Annotated in this window: 25 protein-coding genes; 16 read left to right on the top strand and 9 right to left on the bottom strand. The window is 73.0% G+C overall.

Annotated features, from left to right (window positions below; genetic code table 11):
* Positions 1-134 precede the first annotated feature (134 nt).
* Complete coding sequence (gene dnaE, locus CCN29_RS18245) at positions 135-3,674, top strand: DNA polymerase III subunit alpha (RefSeq protein ID WP_006136122.1); 3,540 nt, start codon at positions 135-137, stop codon at positions 3,672-3,674.
* Between the two features lie 96 nt (positions 3,675-3,770).
* On the opposite strand, the gene CCN29_RS35995 is transcribed toward dnaE, so the two are convergent.
* Positions 3,771-3,938: a hypothetical protein gene (locus CCN29_RS35995; protein ID WP_006136120.1), complete on the bottom strand. Its 168-nt coding sequence runs from the start codon at positions 3,936-3,938 to the stop codon at positions 3,771-3,773.
* A 220-nt stretch (positions 3,939-4,158) separates the two neighbouring features.
* Here CCN29_RS35995 and CCN29_RS18235 point away from each other — a divergent pair, with 220 nt between their 5' ends.
* Positions 4,159-5,367: an NYN domain-containing protein gene (locus tag CCN29_RS18235; protein ID WP_006136119.1), complete on the top strand. Its 1,209-nt coding sequence runs from the start codon at positions 4,159-4,161 to the stop codon at positions 5,365-5,367.
* A 107-nt stretch (positions 5,368-5,474) separates the two neighbouring features.
* Here CCN29_RS18235 and CCN29_RS18230 read toward each other — a convergent pair whose 3' ends face one another.
* On the bottom strand, positions 5,475-6,413 hold the full coding sequence (locus CCN29_RS18230; protein WP_086683094.1) for an MBL fold metallo-hydrolase: 939 nt from the start codon (positions 6,411-6,413) through the stop codon (positions 5,475-5,477).
* Positions 6,414-6,441: 28 nt separating this feature from the next.
* On the bottom strand, positions 6,442-7,137 hold the full coding sequence (locus CCN29_RS18225) for a TetR/AcrR family transcriptional regulator (protein WP_086683091.1): 696 nt from the start codon (positions 7,135-7,137) through the stop codon (positions 6,442-6,444).
* Positions 7,138-7,360: 223 nt separating this feature from the next.
* Between CCN29_RS18225 and CCN29_RS18220 the strand changes: the two genes are divergently transcribed.
* From CCN29_RS18220 to CCN29_RS18210, 3 genes are all read left to right on the top strand, one after another.
* A complete protein-coding gene (locus CCN29_RS18220; RefSeq protein ID WP_006136116.1) occupies positions 7,361-8,335 on the top strand; it encodes an ABC transporter ATP-binding protein in 975 nt (324 codons plus the stop codon).
* Positions 8,336-8,421: 86 nt separating this feature from the next.
* Positions 8,422-9,246: an ABC transporter permease gene (locus tag CCN29_RS18215; protein ID WP_031061937.1), complete on the top strand. Its 825-nt coding sequence runs from the start codon at positions 8,422-8,424 to the stop codon at positions 9,244-9,246.
* Positions 9,247-9,280: 34 nt separating this feature from the next.
* Positions 9,281-9,979: a hypothetical protein gene (locus CCN29_RS18210; protein ID WP_006136114.1), complete on the top strand. Its 699-nt coding sequence runs from the start codon at positions 9,281-9,283 to the stop codon at positions 9,977-9,979.
* A gap of 477 nt (positions 9,980-10,456) precedes the next feature.
* On the opposite strand, the gene ybaK is transcribed toward CCN29_RS18210, so the two are convergent.
* From ybaK to CCN29_RS18190, 4 genes are all read right to left on the bottom strand, one after another.
* The gene (gene ybaK / locus CCN29_RS18205; RefSeq protein WP_006136112.1) at positions 10,457-10,957 is read right to left on the bottom strand and encodes a Cys-tRNA(Pro) deacylase; all 501 of its coding nucleotides are present in this window, start codon (positions 10,955-10,957) and stop codon (positions 10,457-10,459) included.
* A gap of 40 nt (positions 10,958-10,997) precedes the next feature.
* A complete protein-coding gene (locus CCN29_RS18200) occupies positions 10,998-11,738 on the bottom strand; it encodes an LON peptidase substrate-binding domain-containing protein (RefSeq protein ID WP_006136111.1) in 741 nt (246 codons plus the stop codon).
* 11 nt (positions 11,739-11,749) lie between these two features.
* Complete coding sequence (locus CCN29_RS18195; protein ID WP_006136109.1) at positions 11,750-12,829, bottom strand: hypothetical protein; 1,080 nt, start codon at positions 12,827-12,829, stop codon at positions 11,750-11,752.
* Between the two features lie 177 nt (positions 12,830-13,006).
* Positions 13,007-14,584, bottom strand: coding sequence for a hypothetical protein (locus CCN29_RS18190; protein WP_031061942.1), 1,578 nt, complete (start codon positions 14,582-14,584; stop codon positions 13,007-13,009).
* 192 nt (positions 14,585-14,776) lie between these two features.
* On the opposite strand from CCN29_RS18190, the gene hisD reads away from it, so the two are divergent.
* From hisD to hisF, 8 genes are read left to right on the top strand one after another with little or no spacing between them, the layout of a single operon-like run.
* A complete protein-coding gene (hisD, locus tag CCN29_RS18185) occupies positions 14,777-16,102 on the top strand; it encodes a histidinol dehydrogenase (RefSeq protein WP_006136106.1) in 1,326 nt (441 codons plus the stop codon).
* A complete protein-coding gene (locus CCN29_RS18180; protein ID WP_006136105.1) occupies positions 16,099-17,211 on the top strand; it encodes a histidinol-phosphate transaminase in 1,113 nt (370 codons plus the stop codon). The genes hisD and CCN29_RS18180 overlap by 4 nt, the downstream gene beginning before the upstream one ends.
* Positions 17,208-17,801, top strand: coding sequence for an imidazoleglycerol-phosphate dehydratase HisB (gene hisB, locus CCN29_RS18175; RefSeq protein WP_006136104.1), 594 nt, complete (start codon positions 17,208-17,210; stop codon positions 17,799-17,801). Before CCN29_RS18180 ends, hisB begins: the two co-directional genes overlap by 4 nt.
* Positions 17,802-17,804: 3 nt before the next feature.
* Complete coding sequence (locus tag CCN29_RS35990) at positions 17,805-17,963, top strand: CG2302 family histidine operon protein (RefSeq protein WP_006136103.1); 159 nt, start codon at positions 17,805-17,807, stop codon at positions 17,961-17,963.
* 4 nt (positions 17,964-17,967) lie between these two features.
* Positions 17,968-18,609: an imidazole glycerol phosphate synthase subunit HisH gene (hisH, locus tag CCN29_RS18170; RefSeq protein ID WP_006136102.1), complete on the top strand. Its 642-nt coding sequence runs from the start codon at positions 17,968-17,970 to the stop codon at positions 18,607-18,609.
* A 4-nt stretch (positions 18,610-18,613) separates the two neighbouring features.
* Complete coding sequence (priA, locus tag CCN29_RS18165; protein ID WP_031018441.1) at positions 18,614-19,339, top strand: bifunctional 1-(5-phosphoribosyl)-5-((5-phosphoribosylamino)methylideneamino)imidazole-4-carboxamide isomerase/phosphoribosylanthranilate isomerase PriA; 726 nt, start codon at positions 18,614-18,616, stop codon at positions 19,337-19,339.
* Entirely contained in the window at positions 19,336-19,740 is a 405-nt protein-coding gene (locus CCN29_RS18160; protein WP_031018442.1) for a Rid family hydrolase, read from the top strand. The genes priA and CCN29_RS18160 overlap by 4 nt, the downstream gene beginning before the upstream one ends.
* Positions 19,737-20,492, top strand: coding sequence for an imidazole glycerol phosphate synthase subunit HisF (hisF, locus tag CCN29_RS18155; protein ID WP_006136099.1), 756 nt, complete (start codon positions 19,737-19,739; stop codon positions 20,490-20,492). Before CCN29_RS18160 ends, hisF begins: the two co-directional genes overlap by 4 nt.
* Before the next feature lie 3 nt (positions 20,493-20,495).
* On the opposite strand, the gene CCN29_RS18150 is transcribed toward hisF, so the two are convergent.
* Both CCN29_RS18150 and CCN29_RS18145 read right to left on the bottom strand, forming a co-directional pair.
* The gene (locus CCN29_RS18150; protein WP_006136098.1) at positions 20,496-20,894 is read right to left on the bottom strand and encodes a VOC family protein; all 399 of its coding nucleotides are present in this window, start codon (positions 20,892-20,894) and stop codon (positions 20,496-20,498) included.
* 23 nt (positions 20,895-20,917) lie between these two features.
* A complete protein-coding gene (locus CCN29_RS18145; RefSeq protein WP_006136097.1) occupies positions 20,918-21,553 on the bottom strand; it encodes a TIGR03085 family metal-binding protein in 636 nt (211 codons plus the stop codon).
* An 84-nt stretch (positions 21,554-21,637) separates the two neighbouring features.
* Between CCN29_RS18145 and hisI the strand changes: the two genes are divergently transcribed.
* The 3 genes from hisI to CCN29_RS18130 form a co-directional block, all read left to right on the top strand.
* Entirely contained in the window at positions 21,638-22,072 is a 435-nt protein-coding gene (hisI, locus tag CCN29_RS18140) for a phosphoribosyl-AMP cyclohydrolase (RefSeq protein WP_006136096.1), read from the top strand.
* A gap of 11 nt (positions 22,073-22,083) precedes the next feature.
* On the top strand, positions 22,084-23,607 hold the full coding sequence (locus tag CCN29_RS18135; RefSeq protein WP_031018444.1) for an anthranilate synthase component I: 1,524 nt from the start codon (positions 22,084-22,086) through the stop codon (positions 23,605-23,607).
* A gap of 42 nt (positions 23,608-23,649) precedes the next feature.
* A partial coding sequence (locus tag CCN29_RS18130; protein ID WP_086683111.1) for a TIGR02234 family membrane protein occupies positions 23,650-24,119 on the top strand: 470 nt, incomplete at its 3' end.

Raw genomic sequence — 24,119 nt, 5'->3', positions numbered from 1 at the left:
CGCGGGAGTGCCCGGCGCCCCGCCCGAAGGTACGCGGGGAAGGGCTCCGGGTGTCAGTGCCGGGGCATAGACTTCCGAGCTGTCCCCCGGGACCGTCCACCCGCTGCCGATGAGATCTCCCTGGAGGCCGCACCGTGTCGAAGCCGCCGTTCACGCACCTGCACGTCCACACCCAGTACTCGCTGCTGGACGGTGCCGCGCGGCTGAAGGACATGTTCGACGCCTGCAACGAGATGGGCATGACGCACATCGCCATGTCCGACCACGGCAACCTGCACGGGGCGTACGACTTCTTCCACTCCGCGCAGAAGGCCGGCGTCACCCCGATCATCGGCATCGAGGCGTACGTCGCCCCCGAGTCCCGGCGCAACAAGCGCAAGATCCAGTGGGGCCAGCCGCACCAGAAGCGGGACGACGTCTCCGGCTCCGGCGGCTACACCCACAAGACGATGTGGGCGGTGAACAGCACCGGTCTGCACAACCTCTTCCGGCTCTCCTCCGACGCCTACGCCGAGGGCTGGCTTCAGAAATGGCCCCGGATGGACAAGGAGACCATCGCCAAGTGGTCCGAGGGCATCGTCGCCTCCACCGGCTGCCCCTCCGGCGAGGTGCAGACCCGGCTGCGCCTCGGCCACTTCGACGAGGCCCTCAAGGCGGCCGCCGACTACCAGGACATCTTCGGCAAGGACCGGTACTTCCTGGAGCTGATGGACCACGGCATCGAGATCGAGCACCGGGTCCGCGACGGCCTGCTGGAGATCGGCAGGAAGCTCGGCATCCCCCCGCTGGTCACCAACGACTCGCACTACACGTACGCGCACGAGGCGACCGCCCACGACGCGCTGCTGTGCATCCAGACCGGCAAGAACCTCTCCGACCCCGACCGCTTCAAGTTCGACGGCACCGGCTACTACCTGAAGTCCACCGACGAGATGTACGCCATCGACTCCTCGGACGCCTGGCAGCAGGGCTGCGCCAACACCCGGCTGATCGCCGAGATGGTCGACACCACGGGCATGTTCGTCAAGCGCGACCTGATGCCCAAGTTCGACATCCCCGAGGGGTACACCGAGGTCTCCTGGTTCCGCGAGGAAGTCCTGCGCGGCATGAACCGCCGCTTCCCCGACGGCATCCCGGACGACCGCATGAAGCAGGTCGAGTACGAGATGGACACCATCATCTCGATGGGCTTCCCGGGCTACTTCCTCGTGGTCGCCGACTTCATCATGTGGGCCAAGAAGCAGGGCATCGCGGTCGGCCCCGGCCGTGGCTCCGCGGCCGGCTCGATCGTCGCGTACGCCCTCGGCATCACCGACCTCGACCCGATCCCGCACGGCCTGATCTTCGAGCGGTTCCTCAACCCCGAGCGCATCTCCATGCCCGACGTCGACATCGACTTCGACGAGCGCCGGCGCGTCGAGGTGATCCGCTACGTGACCGAGAAGTACGGCGCCGACAAGGTCGCCATGATCGGCACGTACGGCACCATCAAGGCGAAGAACGCCATCAAGGACTCCGCGCGCGTGCTGGGCTACCCGTACGCGATGGGCGACCGCATCACCAAGGCGATGCCCGCCGACGTCCTCGGCAAGGGCATCCCGCTGTCCGGCATCACCGACCCCGCGCACCCCCGCTACTCGGAGGCCGGCGAGGTCCGCGGGATGTACGAGAACGAGCCGGACGTGAAGAAGGTCATCGACACCGCCAAGGGCGTCGAGGGACTGGTGCGGCAGATGGGCGTGCACGCGGCCGGCGTGATCATGTCCAGCGAGACCATCACCGACCACGTCCCGGTCTGGGTCCGGCACACCGACGGCGTGACCATCACGCAGTGGGACTACCCGAGCTGCGAGTCGCTCGGCCTGCTCAAGATGGACTTCCTGGGCCTGCGCAACCTCACCATCATGGACGACGCCGTCAAGATGGTGAAGGCGAACAAGGGGATCGACATCGATCTCCTGAGCCTCCCGCTCGACGACCCCACGACCTTCGAACTGCTCCAGCGCGGCGACACCCTCGGCGTGTTCCAGTTCGACGGCGGCCCCATGCGCTCCCTGCTCCGGCTGATGAAGCCGGACAACTTCGAGGACATCTCCGCCGTGTCGGCCCTGTACCGGCCGGGCCCGATGGGCATGAACTCGCACACCAACTACGCCCTGCGCAAGAACGGCCAGCAGGAGATCACCCCGATCCACCCCGAGCTGGAGGAGCCGCTCAAGGAGGTCCTGGACGTCACCTACGGCCTGATCGTCTATCAGGAGCAGGTGCAGAAGGCCGCCCAGATCATCGCCGGCTACTCGCTCGGCGAGGCCGACATCCTCCGCCGCGTGATGGGCAAGAAGAAGCCCGAGGAACTGGCGAAGAACTTCACCATCTTCCAGGCCGGCGCCCGCAAGAACGGCTACAGCGACGAGGCCATCCAGGCCCTGTGGGACGTGCTGGTCCCCTTCGCCGGCTACGCCTTCAACAAGGCGCACTCCGCCGCGTACGGCCTGGTCTCCTACTGGACCGCCTACCTCAAGGCCAACCACCCCGCCGAGTACATGGCGGCGCTGCTCACCTCGGTGAAGGACGACAAGGACAAGTCCGCGGTCTACCTCAACGAGTGCCGCCGCATGGGCATCCGGGTGCTCCCGCCCAACGTCAACGAGTCCGAGTCCAACTTCGCCGCGCAGGGCGACGACGTGATCCTCTTCGGCCTCTCCGCGGTGCGCAACGTCGGCACCAACGTGGTGGAGTCGATCATCAAGTGCCGCAAGGCCAAGGGGAAGTACACGTCCTTCCCGGACTACCTCGACAAGGTCGACGCGGTCGTCTGCAACAAGCGCACCACCGAGTCGCTGATCAAGGCCGGCGCCTTCGACACCCTGGGCCACACCCGCAAGGGCCTCACCGCCCAGTACGAGCCGATGATCGACAACGTGGTGGCGGTCAAGCGCAAGGAGGCCGAGGGACAGTTCGACCTCTTCGGCGGCATGGGCGAGGAGCAGAGCGACGAGCCGGGCTTCGGCCTGGACGTGCAGTTCACCGACGACGAGTGGGACAAGACGTACCTCCTCGCGCAGGAGCGCGAGATGCTCGGCCTGTACGTCTCCGACCACCCGCTGTTCGGCCTGGAGCACGTGCTGTCCGACAAGGCCGACGCGGGCATCTCCCAGCTCACCGGCGGCGACTTCGGCGACGGCGCGGTGGTCACCATCGGCGGCATCATCTCCGGCCTCCAGCGCAAGATGACCAAGCAGGGCAACGCCTGGGCGATCGCCACCGTGGAGGACCTCGCGGGCTCCATCGAGTGCATGTTCTTCCCGGCGACCTACCAGCTCGTCTCGACCCAACTCGTCGAGGACGCCGTGGTGTTCGTCAAGGGCCGGCTCGACAAGCGCGAGGACGTGCCCCGGCTGGTCGCCATGGAGCTGATGGTCCCCGACCTGTCCAACGCCGGCACCAACGCGCCCGTGGTGCTCACCATCCCGGCCACCCGCGTCACCCCGCCGATGGTCAGCCGGCTCGGCGAGATCCTCACCCACCACAAGGGCGACAGCGAGGTCCGCATCAAGCTCCAGGGGCCCACCAGGACGACCGTGCTGCGGCTCGACCGGCACCGGGTCAAGCCCGACCCGGCCCTGTTCGGCGACCTGAAGGTGCTGCTCGGCCCGTCCTGCCTGGCCGGCTGACGCCCGGGCCACCCCCGACACGCCGGAGGGGCGCACCCGCGACGGGTGCGCCCCTCTTCCTGTGCGGCGGGGCCGTCATGGCCCTTCACGCCGACGTCAGTTGTGGCCGAAGCGCTTCTGCCGGCCCTTGCCGCGGCCGGCCTCGCCGGGTATCGCCTGCGTGGTGCGCTGCTCGTCCGGGGCCTCCAGGGTGGCCGTCTGGGCGGCGCGCGGGGCGCGCTCGGCCTGGGGCTGCTTACGGTCACGGTTCTTGTTCTTGGCCATGGTGTTGCCTCCTGTGGGGACTAGGGGCCAGGGCCGGATTCAGATTCACACAAGCCGATGACCGACGCATGTCGGACAATTACCGTCTGTGATGGGGCGGTCGGGGGAGGAAGTGTGGAAACGCCACGCCGAAGATCGAGTTCGGGCCGTTAACACCGGCAGGGTCGGGCAGACTCGAAGGAAGCCCGAAGCCAAACTCCCCGGAAAGAGGGTGGATCGCGTGGACCGCTGCATCGTCCTGGTGGACGCCGGGTATCTGCTGGGGGCCGCCGCCAGTCTCCTCGCCGGGGAGCCCTCGCGGTCCCGCATCACCGTGGACCACGCCGCCCTGATCCAGGGACTGCGTGACCGCGCCGAGAACGACACGCGCCGGCCGCTGCTGCGCATCTACTGGTTCGACGGCGCCCCCGACCGCGTGCCGCAGCCCGAGCACCGCCGGCTGCGCGTCATGCCCCGGGTCACCGTCCGGCTGGGCGCGCTGACCCGCAGCGACGGGCGCTGGGCGCAGAAGGGCGTGGACGCGGCGATGCACGCCGAGTTGACCGAGCTCGCCCGTAACCGCGCTTGCTCCGACATCGTCCTGGTCACCGGTGACGGCGATCTGCTGCCGGGCATGATGGCCGCCAAGGAGCACGGCGTCGCCGTGCACCTGTGGGCCGTGCAGGCCGCCGACGGCGACTACAACCAGTCCGAGGACCTGGTCGCCGAGGCCGACGAGCGCCGCGTCCTGGACCGGGCGTGGATCACCCAGGCCGTGCGCGCCAAGGAGACCGGCGGGGTGTGCGCGCCGCCGCCCTCCCCCCGGCCCGAGATCGCCGCGATCCTCTCCGCGCCGCTGCCCGACTCCGCCCTCGCCCCGGCCGCCGGGCGCGCCCCGGCCGAGTCGCGCCATCCGGCCGACGCCGCGCACAACGGGACCGCCGAACGCGCGCCCGCCGCCAAGGGCGTGCCCACCCCGAAGGACCTGGCCGCGCTGCGCCACCCCGGGCTGCACCAGCCGCAGCAGCCCGCCTCCGCGACGCTGCGCTGGTCCTCCGACAAGGGCTGGGTGGACAGGCCGGCCGCCGAGCCGCCGGACGCCGCGTCCATGCCGACGCTGGCGCAGCTCACCACGGCCGAGCAGCGGTGGGCCGACCGGGAGGAGGACATCACCACCGTCGGGGGCGACCCCTTCGAGGTGGGGCAGGTGTTCGCGCGGCGGTGGGCGGAGCGGCTGGGCGACCAGAGTCATGTGCGGAAGCTGTCGGGGATGTATCCGCGGATTCCGCACCGGATCGACGGTGAGCTGTTGCGGTACGCGGCGCGGTTCGGGCTGCTCGCGCACAAGGACGACCAGATCGACGAGCGGGACCGTTACGCCATTCGGGCGGGGTTCTGGCGCGAGCTGGATACGCGGACGGGGACGGAGAGGGCGTCCGCCGGGGAGTGAGGACGCGGCGGCTTCACAGCCGGGGGTGTCATGGCACCCTTCGCGCAGTTCCCCGCGCCCCTCAGGGGCGCGGGGAACTGCGCGACCAGCCACGGCGGACCCGCGGATCAGGTCCGTGGGAAGGCACCCCATTCCTTGATCGCGAAGCCGTCGCCCGCAGGGCGGACCTCCGCCGCACCGTGGCCGGGCCAGTGCGCCGGCACAACCAGCTCCCCCCGCTCCGCCGCCCGGGCGAGATAGGCCCGCCGCGTCTTCGCGGCCTGCCGCAGATCGTCGCAGAAGCAGCTGTTCCACTCCGGTTCGAGCACCTGCACCGGACTGTGCAGCATGTCCCCGACGAACACCGCACGGTCCGTGCCCGAGCGCAACGTGAGGGCGGACGAGCCCGGCGTGTGGCCCGGCGCGGCCTCCAGCAGCAGGTTGCCGTCGATGCGGTGACTGCCCTCCCACAGCACCAGCTGCCCCGCCCGCTCGACGGGTGCGACGCTGTCCTCGAACACCAGCCTGCTGCCCTCCCAGCGGACGCGTTCGTGGTCGTCGCGCGGCGCCCGGCCGCCGCCGGGACCGGGGCCCGCGGGGTCGAAGTACCGGTGATCGACACGCGGGACCAGGTACGTCGCGTGGGGGAAGGCCGGCACCCACTCCCCGTCACGCCACTCGGTGTTCCAGCCGACATGGTCGTAGTGGATGTGCGTGTTGACGACGACGTCGACGTCCTCGGGCGCGACGCCGGCCTCCCTCAGCCGGGCGAGGAAGTCGGTGTGCAGGTGGGCGAACTGCGGGACCTGCGGGCGGTCCCGGCCGTTGCCGATCCCGGTGTCCACCAGGATGGTCCGGCCCTCGCTGCGCAGCACCCAGGTCTGGACGTGGCAGCGGTAGGCGTCGTCGGCGGGCGTCCAGAAGTCGGGCGCCAGCCAGTCCTCGTTGCGCCGCCAGGTCTCCTCGTCGCTGTCCGGGATGATGAAACGCGCGGTGCGGACGGGGCCCGACCACTCGATCACGCGGGTCATCTCGACGTCGCCGAGCACGATGCCGGGTGCGGACATGGCAGTCCTCCAGTGCGAACGGGTCAGGTCAGGCCGGGCCGCTCCCGCGCGGGGGCGCGTAGCGGGCCAGGAAGGTGCGTACGGCCTCGTCGATCACCACGTCCGGATCGGGCCCGGCGGCGGTCTCCTCGGTGAAGGCCATGACGCGCGGCCAGACGAGGAACTCCTGGACGAGGCCCATGAACTGCCGTGCGGCGAGGCGGGTGTCCGGGCAGTGCAGCCGGCCGGCGCGGACCAGGGCGTCGAGGCGGTCGGTGAACGCCGCCGCCACCGGCCCCTTCCCCAGCCGGTAGAACTCCTCCGCGATCCACGGCAGCCGGGCGGACTCGGCCACCACGAGCCGCGCGAAGCGGATCTGGTCCGTCTCGTCGGCGAAGCGGCGGAGCGAGCCGGCGAAGACGCGCAGCACCTCCTCGGCGCTCGCGTCCTCGGCGTCCGCGGCGCTCGCGACGTTCTCGGCGTCCCCGGCCGGCCGCCCGTCCCGCTCGGCGAACGCCGCCCAGTGGTCGCGGACCATCTCCCGGAACACCGCCTCCTTCGACCCGAAGCGGTTGTAGACGGTCTGCCGGGAGAGGCCGGCGCGCTCGGCGACCCGCTCCAGGGAGACCCCGGCGTAGCGGTCGGCCAGGAACAGCTCCTTCGCCGCGCGCAGGATCCTCAGGTCCGAGGCCGACCTGCGGCGCTCGGCGCCCCCGGCCGGGGCATCCTCCGTACGGGCGGTCATGCGGGCTCCCTCCTCACGATGCGTCTGGGCTTTACAGTACAGTCAAATTCGGGCGGCGCGCATGCCGTCCGGGGCGCCGATCCCTCCCCTGGTGTCCGGTGCGTCCCCCCGGAGAGGGCCGGGCGGAAGGGTGACCCGGGAGCGGGGGGACGGGGGCGACCCCGTAGGCTCGTCCCTCGTGAGTACGCGCGCGGCACAGGTACATCGGCACGGTGGTGACGTCGTGTGCGCGGTGCGCGGGCTGACCAAGACCTATCCGGCGGTGCGCGGACGGCGCGGGGTGCCGGCGACGCCCGAGGTGCGGGCCACCGACGACGTGGCGCTCGACATCGCGCGCGGCGAGATCTTCGGCCTGCTCGGCCCGAACGGCGCCGGCAAGTCCACCCTCGTCCGGCAGATGACCGGCCTCATGCGGCCCGACAGCGGCAGCGTCGAGATCCTCGGCCACGACATCGTCCGCCACCCCGAGCGGGCCTCCCGCATCCTCGCCTACCTCGGGCAGGAGTCCAGCGCCCTCGACGAACTGACCGTCTCCCTGGCCGCCGAGACCACCGGCCGGCTGCGCGGGCTCGACGCCCGCCAGGCCCGCGCTGAACGGGACGACGTGCTCGACGAGCTGGGGCTCGCCGCCCTCGCCTCCCGCCCGCTGCGCAAGCTCTCCGGCGGCCAGCGCCGGCTCGCCTGCTTCGCCGCCGCGCTGGTGGGGGAGCGCCCGCTGCTGGTGCTCGACGAGCCCACCACCGGCATGGACCCCGTGGCCCGGCGCGCCGTGTGGTCCGCCGTCGACCGCAGGCGCGCGGAGCACGGCACCACGGTGCTGCTGGTCACCCACAACGTCATCGAGGCCGAGACCGTGCTCGACCGGGTCGCCGTGCTCGACCGCGGCCGGGTCATCGCCTGCGACACCCCGAACGGGCTGAAGGAACAGGTCGCCGGGGAGGTCCGGGTCGAGCTGGTGTGGCGGGAGGCCGCGCCGCTGCACGTGCCCGAGGTGGCCGCGCTGCGCGACCGGGCCGTCGAGTCCGGCCGCCGCTGGACCCTGCGGCTGGCGCCCGAGGAGGCCCGCACCGTCGTCGCCACCGTCACCGGCGGCGCCGCCTTCGCCGCCCTCGACGACTTCACCCTCGCCACACCCAGCCTGGAGGACGTGTACCTGGCGCTGGGCGGCGCCGTGCGGCAGGGACTGGTGAAGGCGTGAGCACACGGGCCGTGTCATCCGTACGGAACGGGGCGACCTCCGGAGCGGCTCCGGACGGATCTCCGAGCGAAGGGGAGCAGCACGACGTGAGTGTCGTACCCGCCGGCGCCCTGCCGGCCGGCGTCCTGACCGCGGAGGAGACCGTCCCGCCGCGGCCCGCCGCGCTCGGCCCCCGCGCGCGGCTGTGGCCGTCCCTGGCGGCCGTGTACCGGGCGCAGCTGTCCCGTGCCCGGGTGGCGAGGATCCCGCTGCTGTTCGTGGCGACCTTCCAGTCCGTCGGGATCATGATCCTGATGCGCGGGGTCGTCGACGGCGGCGGCGAGGCGCGGGCCGTGGTGGCCGGATCGGCGGTGCTGGTCGTCGCGTTCGTCGCGCTCAACCTGCTCGCCCAGTACTTCGGGCAGCTGCGCGCCAGCGGCGGACTCGACCACTACGCCACCCTCCCCGTGCCGCCCGCGGCCGTGGTGCTGGGCGCGGCCGGCGCCTACGCGTCGTTCACCGTCCCCGGCACCGTCGTGACCGCCGTCGTCGGCTGCGCCCTGTTCGGGCTGCCGCTCGCCCACCTGTGGGTCCTGGCCGCCGTGATCCCCCTCGCGGGCGCGGCGCTCGCCGGGCTCGGCGCGGCCCTCGGACTGCTCGCGCCCCGGCCGGAACTGGCCACCCTGCTCGGCCAGCTCGGCATGTCGGCGGCGCTGCTGCTCGGCGTGCTGCCGCCGGAGCGGATGCCGGAGGCGGTCCGCGTGGCCCGCGACCTGCTGCCCTCGACGTACGGCGTCGAGGCCTTCGCGCGGACCTTCGCCCCGCACCCCGACTGGGCCCGCGTCCTCGGCGACCTCGCCGTGTGCGGCGTGGTCGGCGTGATCTCGCTGGCCGTGGCGACCTGGGCGTACCGCAGGGCCGCCGTCCGGTGACGCGGCGCACGGACACGCCTGGCACGATGGCAGGGTGAGCGCACCTCTGACACCCCCGCCACCGCACGACCCCTCCGCGCACGACCCGTGGCAGCCGCCGTCCGGCGACGGCGCCGCCGGCGCGCACCGGTACGACGGCAAGCCCGGGCACGCCGCGTACCCGCGGCACGGCTGGTGGCACGACGAGGACGGCCCCGGGCTGGCGAAGGAGCTCCGCGAGGCGGCCGTGGTGACCGTCGCGGTGGCGCTCGGCGGGGTGCTGCTCGGGGTGCTGTGGTGGTGGCTGGCGCCGCGCGTGCCGCTGGTCGGCGACGCCTCCGGTGACGCGTGGGTGGTCTACCTCAAGGACTCCGAGGGCGAGCAGAGCATCGGCGTGGACGGCACGTTCACGCTCGTCGCCCTCGGCTGCGGCGTGCTGAGCGCCCTGGCGGTCTTCCTGGTGCGGCGGCGCGGGGGCGTCCCGCTGGTGGTGGCGCTGGCCGCCGGCGGGCTGCTCGGGTCGGTGCTGGCCTGGCGGCTCGGGGTGTGGCTGGGCCCCTCGCAGGACGTGATCGCGCAGGCCAAGAGCGTGGGGAAGGGCGTCACGTTCGACGCCCCGCTGAAACTCAACGCCAAGGGCGCGCTGCTGGCGTGGCCGTTCGCGGCCCTGGTGTTCCACCTGGGCCTGACGGGCCTGTTCGGCCCCCGCGACCCGGAGGAATGGCCCCCGCCGGCCACCCCGCAGCCCCACTGACCCTCAGGCCGGCCGCCGCCCATGATTGGCCCGCCGCTTCCTGACCCGCCACCCACGCTTACGCGTCCGCTTCGACATACCTGTGGTACTTGGCGGCAGCCCGCTCGCCCGTCGAGCCGCAAAACAGGCCGCGCCCCGGCCGCCGAAAACCCGCCCTCGCGGCCATCCACGGCCGATCACCGGCGCGCGCGGCGCTCAAGGGTCAGCAGGGCGCGGGTGTCCGACCGCTACCCGGGTGCGTTCGCCGGCGGCTCATGCCGTCCGGGGGTGGGCCGCCGTGCCGTTACCGACGGATGCCGTCCGGCTCCCGGTCATCTGCGGCCGGGCGCCGCCACGCGGCGCGGGCGTCCGGAAGCGGGCCCAAGGGGCGCCGACGGCTCATGTCGTCCGGGGCGGGGCGGCCGGTGCCGCCCGGCTCCCGGTGCCGCCCGGCTCGGTGCGCGGCGTGAACCGCGGTCCCCGCGGAGCGGCTCCGCGCTACAGCCGGCCGATCGGGGCCACCGTCGCCGCCGTCAAGGTGGCCAGGTCGGTGGGGGTGAGTTCGACCTCCAGGCCGCGGCGGCCCGCCGAGACGCAGATCGTGTCGTGGCGGGTCGCCGACGCGTCCAGCACCGTCGGCAGCCTCTTGCGCTGGCCCAGCGGGGAGATGCCGCCCCGCACGTACCCCGTGGTGCGCTCCGCGAGGGCCGGGTCGGCCATCGCCGCCCGCTTGCCGCCGGCCGCCGCGGCGAGCGCCTTGAGGTCGAGCTGGCCCGCGACCGGCACCACCGCCACGGTCAGCGCGCCGTCGACGTCCGCCACCAGCGTCTTGAAGACCCGGTCGGGGGAGACGCCCATCGCCTCGGCCGCCTCCTCGCCGTAGCTGGGGTGGGAGGGGTCGTGCTCGTAGGAGTGCACCGTGAACGGCACCCCGGCCGCGGTCAGCGCCACCGTGGCGGGCGTTCCGTTGGACTGCTGCTTCTTGGACTTCTTGGCCATCCGGCCGCCGCTCCCCACGCGTCAGTGGCATCGCAACGCTTCAGTTCAGACTGGTCGGCGCCCGCGTCAGGTCCGACGCGGGCAACGACGGAAGACTACGGATGATCGCCGTCTCGGTGCGCAGCAGTTTCAGCTCGTCGCGCAGCCGGGACGCGGTGTCCGGCGCCTGGAGCAGCCGCTGCCGCGTCGGCGTGTCCAGCATCATCGCGGCGGCGACCAGGTACGAGACCACGCTGGGCTCGTCCGGCAGTTCGGTGTCCGAGGTCAGCGACCGCTCCCGGGCCCCCGCCAGCCGCTTCTGGTACTGCCGGAACGACCGCAGCACGCCCTCCGCCAGCGGCCCCGCCTCCTCGCCCGGGTCCTCCTCCAGCGGCTCCAGCTCCGCCGTGAGGAAGGGACCGGAGGCGTCGACGGACAGCAGCCGCATCCGGGTCGTGCCGGTCGCCAGCACCTCGAAGGTGCCGTCCGGCCGTTCGCGGATCGTGGCCGCGTCGGCGACGCACCCCACCTTGTGGAAGGCGCGCAGCGGATCCGCGCCGAAGCCGGCCGCCGGGCCCCGCTCGGGCACGGCCGTGGGGTCGGGCAGCCCGGGGGCGCTCGGCGCGACCTCGTGGCCGTCGCGGATCGCCACCACGGCGAACTGCCGTGGCTCGTCCTCGGGTGTCTTCAACAGCTCACGCATCATGGCGCGATAACGCTCCTCGAAGACGTTGAGCGGGAGCACGAGCCCCGGGAACAGCACCGTGTTCAGGGGGAAGAGCGGAAGCCGGACGGTGGTCACATCGCAAGAGCCTAATGGCCGCCGGGCTCCGGCCGTCCCCGCCGTTCGCCCCGGGACCGCCCGGACCCGGCGGCGGAGGCGTCCGCACCGGCCGCCCCGGCGCCCGACGCGACCGCCCGCAGCGCCTCCTGACGGACCTCCAGGAACCGCCCGAGCGGATCGTCGGCGTCCCGGTCCCAGGGGAAGGAGGTGGCGTACGGGCCGGTCAGCCGGAACTGCTCCAGCGCGTCCCGCGGGCGCCCGAGGCGGACCAGCACGCAGGCCAGCAGGTTGCGCAGCTCGGCCGGCCACGGCTGGGCAGACGGCAGCCGCGCGGACAGGGCGACGGCCCGGTCGGCGGCCGCGTCCAGCCGGGCGCGCTCGACCGCCGGGCCGCAGCCGTCGGTGAGGTAGCCGTACGCCGCCCGCAGCGGCAGCGCCTGGGTGAGCGAGCCCTCCGGCGCGTCCTGCGCGGCCGTGTCGGCGAAGTCGAAGCACTCGCGGTGCGAGCCGTGCCAGGAGGAGGCCAGGTAGCGCAGCGCCGCCACATGGCACCCGTGGTGGTGCGGGGCGCGGCGCACCGCCGCCTCCCACAGCTCCTCGAAGTAGGTGTGGCCGGCCCGCGCGCCGCGCGCATGGTCCAGGGCCAGCCGCCACGGCACCGGGTCACGGTGGTCGGCGCGGGCGGCCGCGGTGATCAGCGGGCTCACCTCGCGCAGCAGCTCCGCACGGGCCGGCGAGTCCCACACCCGGTCCACTGCCCGCTGGGCGTCCACCAGCAGCGCGTCCGGGTCGCGCGGGGCACGGGCCCGCCAGGCGTCCAGCCACTCGGGCCGCGACCGGGCGAAGGCGGCGAGCCGGCGGACGTAGCGGTCGCGGTGCTCCCACGCGGCCCGGCGGCGGGTGGCGAGGAGCAGTTCGGCGGCCGGCGTGTGGTCACCGGCCGCGGCGCCGACCAGCGCCCGGCCCAGCGCGTCGTCCGGCACGTCGAGCAGCACCTCGTCGTCGGCGGGCAGCGCGACCGGGGCGAGGGGCGACGGGGTGCCCGTCCGCCTTCCTCGCACCTTCGGCGTGCGGGTGAACGCGTGCAGCAGAGCCATGGTGTCGACCATTGAAAGACCGCAGGTCACGGCTGCGCCAGGGTCCACGCGGAAGTCGCGGAAAGTTGTACGGGGGTGAGTCAAGGACCGGTAAAAAGCGGGGCCCGGCAGGCGCCCCAGGCCTCGCCGGCCCCACCTCTCGCACGTATGTCGCACGTACGTCGCACACGGACCTGTGCCCCCGCACCCTCACGTGCGCCGCAGCGTGCGGGTCGCCCCCGCGGCCACCGTCGTCGCCAGGATCCAGCCCAGCAGGATGAACGCCGCCGACAGCCACTGCCAGCCCCCGCGCAGCTGCCAGAACCCCACCTGGCCGAGGTCGATCACCGGAAGCAGCAGATCCAGCGCGAACAGCGCCGGGTTCCAGTCCGGGTGCTCGCCGGCCTTCAGCGGCGGATGGTCCGCCCGCGCGAACGCCACCGAACCGGCCGCCCACAGCACCGCCATCCACACCGCCGCCCGGCCCGGCCGGTACCCGTAGGCGACCGTCCAGTCCTGCGCGTACCCCCACAGCTTCGCGGCGAGCGGGAGGCTCTCGCGGCGCCGCCGCTGCTTGGCCAGCAGCACCTCCCGCGCGTCCTCGTCCGCCCCGCCGCCCCGCAGCACCGCCGCCAGCCGCTCGTACGGCTCCGGGGTGTACTCGGCGCTCGCCGCGTCCACCCAGCGCAGCCGCAGCGCCAGCGGGAAAGGGCCGCGCGGCACCAGGTTCTCGTAGGCGAAGCCGCCCATGTGCAGCCGGCCCGGGCCCGGCCAGCTGTCCGCGCGGTCCATCAGGTTCACCACCCGCGCCCCCGACAGCACCACCCGCCCGCGCGCCGGCCGCTGCCCGAGGAAGCGCAGCTCCGGCGTCTGCACCCGGCGCAGCGACAGCTCCTGCTCGTCGGTGAAGGTGAACACGGCCCCCTCGAAGTCGACCGCGTCCCCGAACCGCCCGTCGTCCAGCCGGATCCCGCCCTCGCAGTCGAACCGCTGGATGCGCGTGCCCCGCGCGGGCGTCATGCCGCTGCGCGCCTGCGCCCCCACCCCGGCCGGGGTCAGGTACAGCGAGCGCTCCACGGTCAGCTGCGGCGCGTTCAGCGCGAGCCGGCCGTGCGGGTTGACCAGCCGGGCGCCGCGCAGGCTCAGCGAGACGCCGATGGTCGCGCCGCGCAGGCTCAGCTCGCCGTACGACTCCAGCATCTCGGCCTGGAGGTCCTGGCCGACGCTCATCCCGTCCCCGGCTATGGAGCGGCCGCTGCGGTCACGGTGCACGACCGCCTGGTTGAGCAGCAGGTCCGTGCCGATCCGGGCGTCGGTGAGCCGTATGCCGCCCAGGAAGCGGCAGCGCGGCAGATGCAGATCGCCCTCCGTGTGCAGCCGGGCGGCCTCGAGGCGGGGTATGGAGCAGTCCACCAGCCGCATCGTGGTGAACCGCGACTCCGGCAGCAGCACGTCCCGTTCGAACCGGCAGCCGCGCATTTCCACGTACGGCACGACCGTGCCCCCGGCCAGGTCCAGCGGGCCGCTGATCCGCACCCCGACCAGCTTCAGCGAGGGCACCCGCCCTGCCAGCGCGGGCGGGCCGTCCAGCAGCAGCCAGCACACCACCCGGGCCCGCACCGTGCGCTCGGGTCCCCAGGGGTGTCCGCCGTGCGGATCGTCGACCAGCGCGTCGCCGCTGCTCAGGTCGTACACACTGCCGTTGCGGAAGGCCTGCCACATGCCCGCCTCCGCGGCGGTCAGGTCCTCCGGCGGCTCGCCGCCCTGCGGTCCCGCCCCCTCGGCCACGGCACTCCCCTCCTCCTCATTACTCACCGGTTCATCGCGTCGTACAGCCGTTCATGCCCGGTACGGTGAGGGGTTGAACACGGAAAGTGAAGAGGATCTCGAAAACGAGCGCGGAACGTCACCACGAGCGTGATGTATCAGCCACTGGAACGGGCGGACGTCCTCCTGGGCGGGTCTGAGAGAATTGAGCACGTGATCTCGCGAATCGACCTGCGCGGCGACGCCCTCCCCGAGGGCCCCGCCCTGCGCGACCTGCTGCCCCGAGCCGACTTCGACGTCGCGGCCGCCCTGGAGAAAGTGCGGCCCATCTGCGAGGACGTGCATCATCGGGGCGACGCGGCGCTGATCGACTTCGCCGAGCGCTTCGACGGCGTGCAGCTCGACCAGGTCCGGGTGGAGGCCGCCGCGCTGGAGCGCGCGCTGGACGAGCTCGACCCGGCCGTGCGCGCCGCCCTGGAGGAGTCCATCCGCCGGGCCCGCCTGGTCCACCGCGCGCAGCGCCGCACCACGCACACCACCCAGGTCGTGCCCGGCGGCACGGTCACCGAGAAGTGGGTCCCGGTCGACCGCGTCGGCCTGTACGCGCCGGGCGGCCGGTCCGTCTACCCGTCCTCCGTGATCATGAACGCGGTGCCCGCCCAGGAGGCCGGCGTCCCGTCCCTCGCGCTCGCATCCCCGGCCCAGGCCGACTTCGGCGGCCTGCCGCACCCCACCATCCTCGCCGCCTGCGCCCTGCTCGGCGTCGACGAGGTGTACGCGGCCGGCGGCGCCACCGCCGTCGCGATGTTCGCGTACGGCACCGAGTCCTGCCCGCCCGCGAACATGGTCACCGGCCCCGGCAACATCTGGGTCGCCGCCGCCAAGCGCTACTTCACCGGGAAGATCGGCATCGACGCCGAGGCCGGCCCGACCGAGATCGCGATCCTCGCGGACTCCACGGCCGACCCGGTGCACGTCGCCTCCGACCTGATCAGCCAGGCCGAGCACGACCCGCTGGCCGCCGCCGTCCTGGTCACCGACTCCACGGACCTCGCGGACGCGGTGGAGAAGGAGCTGGAGCCCCAGGTCAAGGCCAGCAAGCACGTCGACGAGCGGATCGTCCCGGCCCTGTCCGGCCGCCAGTCCGCCATCGTCCTGGTCGACGGCGTCGAGGAGGGCCTGCGGGTCGTCGACGCCTACGGCGCCGAGCACCTGGAGATCCAGACCGCCGACGCCGCCGCGGTCGCCGAGCGGGTGCGCAACGCCGGCGCGATCTTCATCGGCCCGTGGTCCCCGGTCTCCCTCGGCGACTACGCGGCCGGCTCCAACCACGTCCTGCCCACCGGCGGCTGCGCCTGCCACTCCTCGGGCCTGTCCGTGCAGTCCTTCCTGCGCGGCATCCACATCGTCGACTACACCGAGGACGCGCTGGCCGAGGTCGCACACCACGTGGTCACGCTGGCGGAGGCGGAGGACCTGCCCGCGCACGGCGCGGCGGTCAAGGCCAGGTTCGGCTGGAAGGTGCCCGAGAACAAGTGAGCGACGTGAGCATCGACGATCTCCCCGTACGGGACGAGCTGCGCGGCAAGTCCCCCTACGGCGCGCCCCAGCTGGACGTCCCCGTACGGCTCAACACCAACGAGAACCCCTACCCGCTGCCCGAGCCGCTGGTCGAGCGGATCGCCGAGCGGGTCCGCGAGGCCGCCCGGCACCTCAACCGCTACCCCGACCGGGACGCGGTCGAACTGCGCACCGGGCTGGCCGCGTACCTGACCAGGACCGCCGGCCACCCGGTCGCCCTGGACAACGTGTGGGCGGCCAACGGCTCCAACGAGGTCATCCAGCAGCTGCTGCAGACCTTCGGCGGACCCGGCCGCACCGCGCTCGGCTTCGAGCCGTCGTACTCGATGCACGCGCTGATCGCGCGCGGCACCGGCACCGGCTGGATCTCCGGCCCGCGCGGCGAGGACTTCTCCCTCGACCTGCCCGCCGCCCAGAAGGCGATCGCCGAGCACCGGCCGGACGTCGTCTTCGTCACCACCCCCAACAACCCCACCGGCAACGCGGTCCCGGCCGAGGCGGTCCTCGCCCTCTACGAGGCCGCCCAGGCCGCGAAGCCCTCGATCGTCGTGGTCGACGAGGCGTACGTGGAGTTCAGCCACGGCGACTCGCTGCTGCCGCTGCTGGACGGGCGGCCCCACCTCGTCATCTCCCGCACCATGTCGAAGGCGTTCGGCGCGGCGGGCCTGCGCCTCGGCTACCTCGCCGCGCACCCCGCGGTCGTCGACGCCGTCCAGCTCGTACGGCTGCCGTACCACCTGTCGGCCGTCACCCAGGCGACCGCGCTGGCCGCCCTGGAGCACACCGACACCCTGCTCGGCTACGTCGAGCAGCTCAAGGCGGAGCGGGACCGGCTGGTCGCCGAACTGCGCGCTTTGGGCTACGAGGTGACCGACTCCGACGCCAACTTCGTCCAGTTCGGCCGCTTCCAGGACTCACACGCCGTCTGGCGGCAGATCCTCGACCGGGGCGTCCTGGTCCGGGACAACGGCGTACCGGGATGGCTGCGGGTCACCGCGGGCACCCCGGCCGAGAACGACGCGTTCCTCGACGCGGTCCGTGACATCAAGAAGGAGCAGAGCGCATGAGCCGCGTTGGACGCGTGGAACGCACCACCAAGGAGACCTCCGTGCTCGTCGAGATCGACCTCGACGGCACCGGCAGGACCGAGATCTCCACCGGGGTCGGCTTCTACGACCACATGCTCGACCAGCTCGGCCGCCACGGCCTGTTCGACCTCACCGTGAAGACCGAGGGCGACCTCCACATCGACTCCCACCACACCATCGAGGACACCGCCCTCGCGCTCGGCGCCGCCTTCAGGCAGGCGCTCGGCGACAAGGTGGGCATCTACCGCTTCGGCAACTGCACGGTCCCGCTGGACGAGTCCCTCGCCCAGGTCACCGTCGACCTCTCCGGCCGCCCCTACCTGGTGCACACCGAGCCCGAGAACATGGCGCCGATGATCGGCTCCTACGACGTGACGATGACCCGGCACATCCTGGAGTCCTTCGTCGCCCAGGCGCAGATCGCGCTCCACGTGCACGTGCCCTACGGGCGTAACGCCCACCACATCGTGGAGTGCCAGTTCAAGGCCCTCGCCCGCGCCCTGCGCTACGCCTCCGAGCGCGACCCGCGCGCGGCCGGCATCCTCCCGTCCACGAAGGGCGCGCTGTAGACCATGAACGGACTGTCCACCGTCCTGATCGTCGTCGGCCTGTTCTTCGTCGGCGGGATCATCTCCTTCGTCAAGCAGAAGATGCCCGCGAGCCTGATCACGCTCATGTCCGTCGGCGCCGCGCTGTGCATCGTCACGGGCCTGCTCCAGATGGAGGTGTGAGCCCTTGAGCACCACCAGGAAGGTCGTGGTCTTCGACTACGGCTTCGGCAACGTCCGCTCCGCCGAGCGCGCCCTCGCGCGCGCCGGGGCCGACGTCGAGATCACCCGCGACTTCGACACGGCGATGAACGCCGACGGGCTGCTGGTGCCCGGCGTCGGCGCCTTCGCCGCCTGCATGAAGGGCCTCAAGGAGGCCCGCGGCGACTGGATCGTCGACCGCCGCCTGGCCGGCGGCCGCCCCGTCATGGGCATCTGCGTCGGTATGCAGATCCTCTTCGCCCGCGGCATCGAGCACGGCGTCGAGGCCGAGGGCCTCGACGAGTGGCCCGGCTCCGTCGAGCCGCTCCAGGCCGACGTCGTGCCCCACATGGGCTGGAACACCGTGGACGCCCCGGCCGGCTCCGAGCTGTTCGCCGGCCTCGACGCCGACGCCCGCTTCTACTTCGTGCACTCCTACGCCGTCCACGACTGGTCGTTCGAGGTCACGAACGCGGCGATGAAGCCCCCGCTCGTCACCTGGACCACCCACGGCAGGCCCTTCGTGGCGGCCGTGGAGAACGGCTCCCTGTGGGCCACCCAGTTCCACCCCGAGAAGTCCGGCGACGCCGGCGCCCAGCTCCTCACCAACTGGATCGGAACCCTGTAGAGACATGGCCACGCTCGAACTCCTCCCCGCCGTCGACGTCCGCGACGGCCAGGCCGTCCGCCTCGTGCACGGCGAGTCCGGCACCGAGACCTCCTACGGCTCGCCGCTGGAGGCCGCGCTCGCCTGGCAGCGCTCCGGCGCCGAGTGGCTGCACCTGGTCGACCTGGACGCCGCGTTCGGCACCGGCGACAACCGCGAGCTGATCGCGGAGGTCACCCGGGCGATGGACATCAAGGTGGAGCTCTCCGGCGGCATCCGCGACGACGACACCCTCGCCGCCGCCCTCGCCACCGGCTGCACCCGCGTCAACCTCGGCACCGCCGCCCTGGAGACCCCCGAATGGGTCGCCAAGGTCATCGCCGAGCACGGCGACAAGGTCGCCGTCGGCCTCGACGTGCGCGGCACCACCCTGCGCGGCCGCGGCTGGACCCGCGACGGCGGCGACCTCTACGAGACGCTGGACCGCCTGAACAAGGAGGGCTGCGCCCGCTACGTCGTCACCGACATCGCCAAGGACGGCACCCTCCAGGGCCCCAACCTGGACCTGCTGAGGAACGTCTGCGCCGCCACCGACCGCCCGGTGGTCGCCTCCGGCGGGGTGTCCTCGCTGGACGACCTGCGGGCGATCGCCGAACTCGTCCCGCTCGGCGTCGAGGGCTCCATCGTCGGCAAGGCCCTGTACGCCAAGGCGTTCACCCTGGAAGAGGCCCTGGAGGCTGTGTCGCGATGACATCCGATGCCGTACGGCGCGTGCGGAGCGAGAACCCCTGGGAAGAGATCCTCGGCTCCGCGCGTGCCGTCGCGGCCGGCGACCGCGTCCTGGTCGCGGGCACCACCGCGTTCCGGGGCGAGGTGCTGTACGGGGAGGGCGACCCGTACGAGCAGGCCAAGGTCGCCTTCACAGCCGCGCTGGAGGCGATCGCGGAGTTCGGGCTCGACGCCGGGTCCGTGATCCGCACCCGGCTCCATCTCGCCCACGCGCGGGACGTGGACGCGGCCTGCCGCGCGCACAAGGAGCTGTTCGACGCGGTCCGCCCGGTCACCACGTTGCTGGTGGTCGAGGGCTTCGTCGACCCGCGCGTACTGGTCTCAGTGGAACTCGAAGCATTCAGAGGAGCCGTGGAGTCATGACCCTGGCGGTCCGAGTCATCCCCTGCCTGGACGTGGACGGCGGCCGGGTCGTCAAGGGCGTCAACTTCCAGAACCTGCGCGACGCGGGCGACCCCGTCGAGATGGCCAAGGTGTACGACGCCGAGGGCGCCGACGAGCTGACGTTCCTGGACATCACCGCGTCCTCCGGCAACCGCGAGACCACCTACGACGTGGTCCGCCGCACCGCCGAGCAGGTGTTCATCCCGCTCACCGTGGGCGGCGGCGTGCGCACCGCCGAGGACGTCGACAAGCTGCTGCGGGCCGGCGCCGACAAGGTCGGCGTGAACACGGCCGCCATCGCCCGCCCCGACCTCATCCGGGAGATCGCCGAGCGGTTCGGCCGCCAGGTGCTCGTCCTCTCCGTGGACGCCCGGCGCACCGAGGGCGGCGCCTTCGAGGTCACCACCCACGGCGGCCGCAAGGGCACCGGCATCGACGCCGTCGAGTGGGCGCACCGCGCCGCCGAGCTGGGCGCGGGCGAGATCCTGCTGAACTCCATGGACGCCGACGGCACCAAGGACGGCTACGACCTGGAGATGATCGCCGCCGTGCGCAAGCACGTCACGGTCCCGGTGATCGCCTCCGGCGGCGCCGGCCGGCTCGCCGACTTCCCGCCCGCGGTCGCCGCCGGCGCGGACGCGGTGCTGGCCGCCTCGGTGTTCCACTTCGGCGACCTGCGCATCGGCGAGGTCAAGCAGACCCTCAAGGACGCCGGCCACCCGGTGCGGTGAGCCTCAGCCGAGCGGCTGCGTGAGCTGGATCAGGTTGCCGACCGTGTCGTCGAGCAGCGCGGTCAGCACCGGGCCCTGCTTCTCCGGCTCCCGGACGAAGTGGACGCCCTCCCCGCGCAGCCGCTCGAACTCCGCGCGGAGGTCGTCCACCGAGAACACGATCGACGGCAGCCCCGCCTCCCGCACCGCACGGCGGTAGGGCTCCGCGATCGGCCCGTCACCCGGCTCCAGCAGCAGCTCCAGATCCGGCTGGGCGCCCTCCCGCGCGCCCACGGTGACGAACGGCGTGCCGCCGCCCGGGTCCACATGGGTGCGGGTCTCGAAGCCGAGCACCCCGGTGTAGAAGGCGTGCGCCTTGGCCACGTCCTCCACGTAGACACTCGTCATGGCGACCTTGATCACGAGCTGGGCCTTTCCGGAGCGAATCAGATGCCGAGCTGTTTCGTGGCGCGCAGCTCGGCGATCGCGGTCTCGTCGCCGTCCAGCGCCACCTTCGCCGCGCCCTGCCGGCCGTACGCGAACAGCACCAGCTCGGACGGCTCCCCGGTCACCGTCACCACCGGCGCCCCGCGCCGCGCCACCGCCGTCTGCCCGTCCGGGCGGCGCAGCACCAGACCGGTCGGCACCCCGCGCCCCATCAGCCGGGCCGAACGCTCCAGACGCGACCACAGGGCGTCCTGGAACACCGGGTCCAGCTCGCGGGGCGTCCAGTCCGGCTGCGCCCGGCGGACGTCCTCGGCGTGGACGTAGAACTCGATCACGTTCGACATCTCGTCGACCTGCTTGAGCGAGAAGGGGGAGAACCGCGGCGGGCCTGTGCGGATCAGCTGGATCAGCTCGTCGTACGGCTTCGCCAGGAACTCCGCCGTCACCCGCTCCAGACGCGACGCCAGCTGCTTGACCAGGATGCCGCCCGCCGCGTCCGGACGGCGCTCGCGCACCACCACGTGCGCGGCCAGGTCCCGGGTGGTCCACCCCTCGCAGAGGGTGGGCGCCTCCGGACCCGCGGTCTCCAGCAGGTCGGCAAGGAGGAGTCGTTCACGCTTGGCATGGGTCGACATGCCAGCCAGCCTACGGCGGGCCGTGACGTCCGGACAGTGGACGGCCACCCGGGGGCGTCCGCCCCGCGCGGCACAATGGTCCCCATGACCAGCACGCCCGCCCGTCGCCCGACCACCGCCCCTGGGGGAGGCGCTTCGCGCCACAGCGCTCCGCCCAGCCGCCTCGACCCGGAGATCGCCGCGCGGCTCAAGCGCAGCCCCGACGGCCTCCTGCCCGCGATCGCCCAGCAGTACGACACCGGAGAGGTGCTCATGCTGGGCTGGATGGACGACGAGGCGCTGCACCGCACGCTCACCACCGGCCGCTGCACCTACTGGTCGCGCAGCCGCCAGGAGTACTGGGTCAAGGGCGACACCTCGGGCCACGTCCAGCGGGTGAAGTCGGTCGCGCTGGACTGCGACGCCGACACCGTGCTGGTGAAGGTCGACCAGGTGGGGGCCGCGTGCCACACCGGCGACCGCACCTGCTTCGACGCCGACGTCCTGGCGGTGGCGGACGCCCCCGCCGAAGATCAGTAAGGTCTGCCGCCATGGACCTCGAGACGTTCCGCAAGCTCGCCACCGACCGCCGGGTCATCCCGGTCACCCGCAAGCTCCTCGCCGACGGCGACACCCCGGTCGCGCTCTACCGCAAGCTCGCCGCCGAGCGCCCCGGCACCTTCCTGCTGGAGTCCGCAGACGGGGGCACCTCCCAGGCGTTCAGCACTGGGGGAGGGCGCTCCTGGTCCCGGTACTCCTTCGTCGGCGTACGGTCCGCCGCCACCCTCACCGAACGCGGCGGCCAGGCCCACTGGGAGGGCACCCCGCCCGTCGGCGTGCCCGTCGACGGCGACCCGCTCGCCGCGCTGCGCGCCACCCTCGAGGCCCTGCACACCCCCCGCGACCTCGCCCAGGACCTCGGCCTGCCGCCCTTCACCGGCGGCATGGTCGGCTACCTCGGCTACGACATCGTGCGCCGCCTGGAGAAGATCGGCCCCGGCGAGCGGGACGATCTGAAGCTGCCCGAGCTGACCATGCTCCTGACCAGCGACCTCGCCGTCATGGACCACTGGGAGGGCTCCGTCTGGCTGATCGCCAACGCGATCAACCACAACGACCTGGAGACCGGCGTCGACGAGGCCTACGCGGACGCCGTGGCCCGGCTCGACGCCATGCAGGCCGACCTCGCCCGCCCGGTCGCCCAGCCCCCGGCCGTGCTGCCGCCGTCCGAGCTGCCCGGGTACACCGCGCGATGGGGCGGCCCCGACTTCCAGGCGGCCGTGGAGGACGTCAAGGAACGCATCCGCGCAGGCGAGGCCTTCCAGGTCGTGCCCTCCCAGCGGTTCGAGACGCCGTGCACGGCGAGCGCCCTCGACGTCTACCGGGTGCTGCGCGCCACCAACCCGTCGCCGTACATGTACCTGTTCCGCCTCGACGGCTTCGACGTCGTCGGCTCGTCCCCCGAGGCCCTGGTCAAGGTCGAGGACGGGCAGGCGATGGTGCACCCCATCGCCGGCACCCGGCACCGCGGCGCCACCCCGCAGGAGGACCAGGCGCTCGCCGAGGAGCTGCTCGCCGACCCCAAGGAGCGCGCCGAGCACCTGATGCTCGTCGACCTCGGCCGCAACGACCTCGGGCGGGTGTGCGAGCCCGGCTCCGTCGAGGTCGTCGACTTCATGTCCGTCGAGCGCTACTCGCACGTGATGCACATCGTCTCCACGGTCACCGGACGGGTCGCCGCCGGCCGCACCGCCTTCGACGTGCTCACCGCCTGCTTCCCGGCCGGCACCCTCTCCGGCGCGCCCAAGCCCCGCGCCATGCAGATCATCGACGAACTGGAGCCGTCCCGGCGCGGCCTGTACGGCGGCTGCGTCGGCTACCTCGACTTCGCCGGCGACTCCGACACGGCCATCGCCATCCGCACCGCCCTGCTGCGCGACGGCACCGCCTACGTGCAGGCCGGCGCGGGGATCGTGGCCGACTCCGACCCCGTCGCCGAGGACACCGAGTGCCGCAACAAGGCGGCCGCCGTGCTGCGCGCCGTCCACACCGCGAACCGGCTGGGTGACGGCTGACACATCCCCCCGGATGCCCCGACGCCCGGGGCGCGGGCCATAGTGGAGGGCGTGACTGCCGTACCCAGCCCCCGCCCCGAGCCTGCCGGCCCCTCCCGGACCGGCCGTACGAGCCTCGCCGCCGCCCTGCTGAGCGGCGCCCTCGGCGCGGCCGTGGCCCTGCTCGCCACCCGGCAGCAGTGGTCGGAGGGCGTCGCGACGGTGGCCGGCGGCGCGTTCCCGCTGACCGCGACGGGCAGCGACGTCACCGGCGTGCCCGCCGCCCTGGCCGTCGTCGGGCTCGCCGCCCTGGTCGCCGTCTTCGCCGTGCGCCGTGCCGGGCGGCTCGCCGTCGCCGCCGTGCTCGCCCTCTCCGGGGCCGGCACGGTCGCCGCCGCGCTGCTCGGGGCGTCCGACTCCGCCGCCCTCGACGAGAAGGCCGCGCGGGCCTCCGGGGACGCCTCCGCGACCGTCGGCGCCCTCTCCCACACCGCCTGGCCGTACGTGGCCGCCGTCGGCGGACTGCTGCTGCT

This window comes from Streptomyces pseudogriseolus, assembly GCA_002154585.1.
Lineage (GTDB): Bacteria > Actinomycetota > Actinomycetes > Streptomycetales > Streptomycetaceae > Streptomyces > Streptomyces pseudogriseolus.
This window is presented reverse-complemented; position numbering and strand designations above follow the sequence as displayed.